Annotated in this window: 2 protein-coding genes and 1 pseudogene; all 3 read left to right on the plus strand. The window is 66.2% G+C overall.

Going from position 1 to position 3,243, the window contains the following annotated elements; all coding sequences use genetic code 11:
- A pseudogene (locus H8A95_RS42215) lies at nucleotides 1–116 on the plus strand (DUF721 domain-containing protein); the annotation flags it as partial.
- 122 nt (nucleotides 117–238) lie between these two features.
- Nucleotides 239–895 carry a DsbA family protein gene (locus tag H8A95_RS42220; protein ID WP_229188338.1) on the plus strand — a complete coding sequence of 219 codons (657 nt, stop codon included), beginning with the start codon at nucleotides 239–241 and terminating at the stop codon, nucleotides 893–895.
- Nucleotides 896–1,241: 346 nt separating this feature from the next.
- A partial coding sequence (locus H8A95_RS42225) for a chromosome segregation SMC family protein (RefSeq protein WP_229188339.1) occupies nucleotides 1,242–3,243 on the plus strand: 2,002 nt, incomplete at its 3' end.

Here is a 3,243-nt window from a genome sequence, read left to right on the forward strand (position 1 = left end):
CGCGCCCGCCCGATGCCAAAACCGTGGCCCGGGAGGCGGCAAACCTCGGCGCCGTCGAGGACGACGATCTGCGCGCGGCGCTGGCCCGGCTAGGTGCCTCGATCAAGCGAAATTGACGCTTTTCGCAGGCTCGGCCGCGAGACCCCGGCATTGCCACGATGGTCGTTTCAAGCTAGCGAAGGCTTCCTTTTCGGGACCCCCTTCATTCTGGCGTGAATGCGCCAATCGGGAGCTGACCTTGATCATCACGCGCCGCGCTTTCACCACCGCTCTCTCGCTGACCGGGCTTGCCGCCCTCGCCGGCCTGTCGCCGCTGCGCCTGATCACGGACGCGTTCGCGCAGACTGCCGCCGAAGTCGCCAAGCCGCAGTCGCTGCCCGACATGGGGCTCGGCCCGCAGGACGCCAAGGTGACGATCATCGAATACGCCTCGATGACCTGCCCGCACTGCGCCAATTTCAACGAGACCGTGTTTCCGAAGATCAAGTCGACCTATATCGACAGCGGCAAGGTCCGTTACGTGTTCCGCGAATTCCCGCTCGACATCAAGGCCGCCGCCGGCTCGATGCTGGCGCGCTGCATCGCCAAGGACGACGCGCCGAAGTTCTTCGCCGTGATCGACCTGCTGTTCCGCCAGCAGAACGACTGGGTGGTCAAGAACACCACCGAGACGCTGACCCGGATCGGCAAGCAGGCCGGCCTCAGCCAGCAGCAGGTCGAGGACTGCCTGAAGGATCAGAAGCTGCTCGACAAGATCGCCGCCGACCAGAAATACGCCAACGAGGTGCTGAAGGTGAACTCGACGCCGACCTTCTTCGTCAATGGCGAGATGCTGAAGGGCGAGACCTCGTTCGAGGAGTTCAGCAAGCGCATCGATCCGCTGCTGAAGAGCTGATCGCACGCCTGTAGATCTGACGTCATCGTGCCTCGTTTTGAGTCGAGGCACGATAATTGTGGATGATTTGCGATCACGGTGTGCGGCCGTCGCATTATTTGGTTGTTGAAAACTTGATTCGCGCGATGCGAATCTCCGAGGACATGCAGAGGCCACAAAACCCCTGCAAATCCCTTGTAAATCCCTTGGGAAAAGCTTGCTCAAGCGGTTGCCCTGACGCGCTCGCATCGCCATTGTCGCCGCTCATGAGAGCTGCACGCAGCTATTCACCCTAGACACCGACATTGCCATCCATGGTATTGTCACGGCAGGGAGATTCGCGCCCGGCCAAACGAGATTTGTGTACATGAAGCTCACGCGCCTCCGCCTGCACGGTTTCAAGTCGTTCGTTGAACCCACCGATTTCATGATCGAGCCGGGCCTGACCGGCGTCGTCGGACCGAACGGCTGCGGCAAATCCAATCTCGTCGAAGCGCTGCGCTGGGCGATGGGCGAGACCTCGCACAAGTCGCTGCGCGCCGCCGACATGGATGCGGTGATCTTCGCCGGTTCCGGCAACCGTCCGGCGCGCAACCACGCCGAAGTCGTGATGACGATCGACAATTCCGATCGCTCGGCGCCGGCGGCGATGAACGACAGCCAGCTGCTCGAAATCTCCCGCCGCATCGAGCGCGAGGCCGGCTCGGTCTACCGCATCAACGGCCGCGACGTGCGCGCCCGCGACGTGCAGATCCTGTTCGCCGACGCCGCCACCGGCGCGCGCTCGCCGGCGCTGGTCCACCAGGGCAAGATCGGCGAAATCATCCAGGCTAAGCCGGAGCAGCGCCGCCGCGTGCTGGAAGACGCCGCCGGCGTCGCCGGCCTGCATGCCCGCCGCCACGAGGCGGAACTGCGGCTGAAGGCGGCCGAAACCAACCTCACCCGCGTCGAGGACGTGATCGGCCAGCTCACCGGCCAGATGGAAGGCCTGAAGAAGCAGGCCCGCCAGGCGATCCGCTATCGCGAGGTCGCGGCCAAGGTGCGCAAGTCCGAGGCCATGCTGTTCCATCTGCGCTGGATCGAGGCCAATGCCGACGTCAACGACGCCGGGCGCACACACGATCTCGCCGTACGCGAGATGGCGGAGCGCACCCAGCATCAGGCGGAAGCCGCACGCATCCAGGCGATCCGCGCCACCGAACTGCCGGCGCTGCGCGACGCCGAAGCGCGCGCCGCCGCCGGCCTGCAGCGCCTGACCAACGCGCGCGAGATGCTCGACCGCGAAGAGCAGCGCGCCAAGGAACGCGTCGGCGAGCTCGATCGCCGCCTCACCCAGTTCGCCCAGGACATCGCGCGCGAGCAGCAGCAGACGTCGGACGCCGACGTCGCGTTGCAGCGGCTCGACACCGAAGACGCCGAGCTCAAGGAAGAGATCAAGTCGCGCGTCGAGAAGCGCTCCGGCGTCGACGAGCGCGTCTCCGAGGCCGAAGAGATCCTGGCCGCCACCGAGCGCCAGTTCTCCGAGCTGACCACGCAGCTCGCCGACCTCACGGCGAAGCGCAACCAGCTCGAAGCCGGCGTGCGCACGCATCGCGACCGGCTGGCGCGGCTCGATCAGGAGATCGCCAACGTCCAGGCCGAGGAAACCAAGCTCGCGCAGGAGACCGGCAATCTCGGCGACATCGACGCGCTCGCCGCCGCCATGGAGATGGCGCAGCAGACGCTCGCCGAATCCGAGGCCGCGGTGCAGGAGAACGAGGCCCATCACGCCGCCGCGCGGCAGACGCTGGAATCCTCCCGCAATCCGCTCGCCGAAGCCGAGAAGCGCGTGCAGCGGCTCGAGACCGAAGCCCGCACCATCTCCAAGCTCGTCACCAGCGAGACCAAGAATCTGTGGCCGCCGATCATCGACGGCATCACGGTTGCCAAGGGCTATGAAAAGGCGATCGGCGCAGTGCTCGGCGACGACCTCGATGCTCCCGTGGATTCCTCGGCGCCGATGCGCTGGACCAATGTCGGCGAAGCCTCGAGCGATCCTTCGCTGCCGGACGGTATCGAACGGCTGGCCGATCACGTCCAGGCGCCGCCGGAACTGGCACGCCGTCTGGCCCAGATCGGCGTGGTCGCGAAGGAACGCGGTGCCGCGCTGGTGGCGCAGCTGAAGACCGGCCAGCGGCTGGTGTCGCTCGAAGGCGACGTCTGGCGCTGGGACGGCTTCGTCGCCGACGCCCATGCCCCGACCGGTGCGGCCCGCCGCCTCGCCGAGCGCGCCCGCCTGGTCGATATCGAGCATGAGCTGGAACAGGCCCGCATCGATGCCGCCGCCAAGCGCCAGGCGCTGGAGACAGCTGAAGAAGAACTGCGCTCGC

The sequence above is a fragment of the Bradyrhizobium oropedii genome (assembly GCF_020889685.1).
In the GTDB taxonomy this organism is placed as follows: Bacteria; Pseudomonadota; Alphaproteobacteria; order Rhizobiales; family Xanthobacteraceae; genus Bradyrhizobium; species Bradyrhizobium oropedii.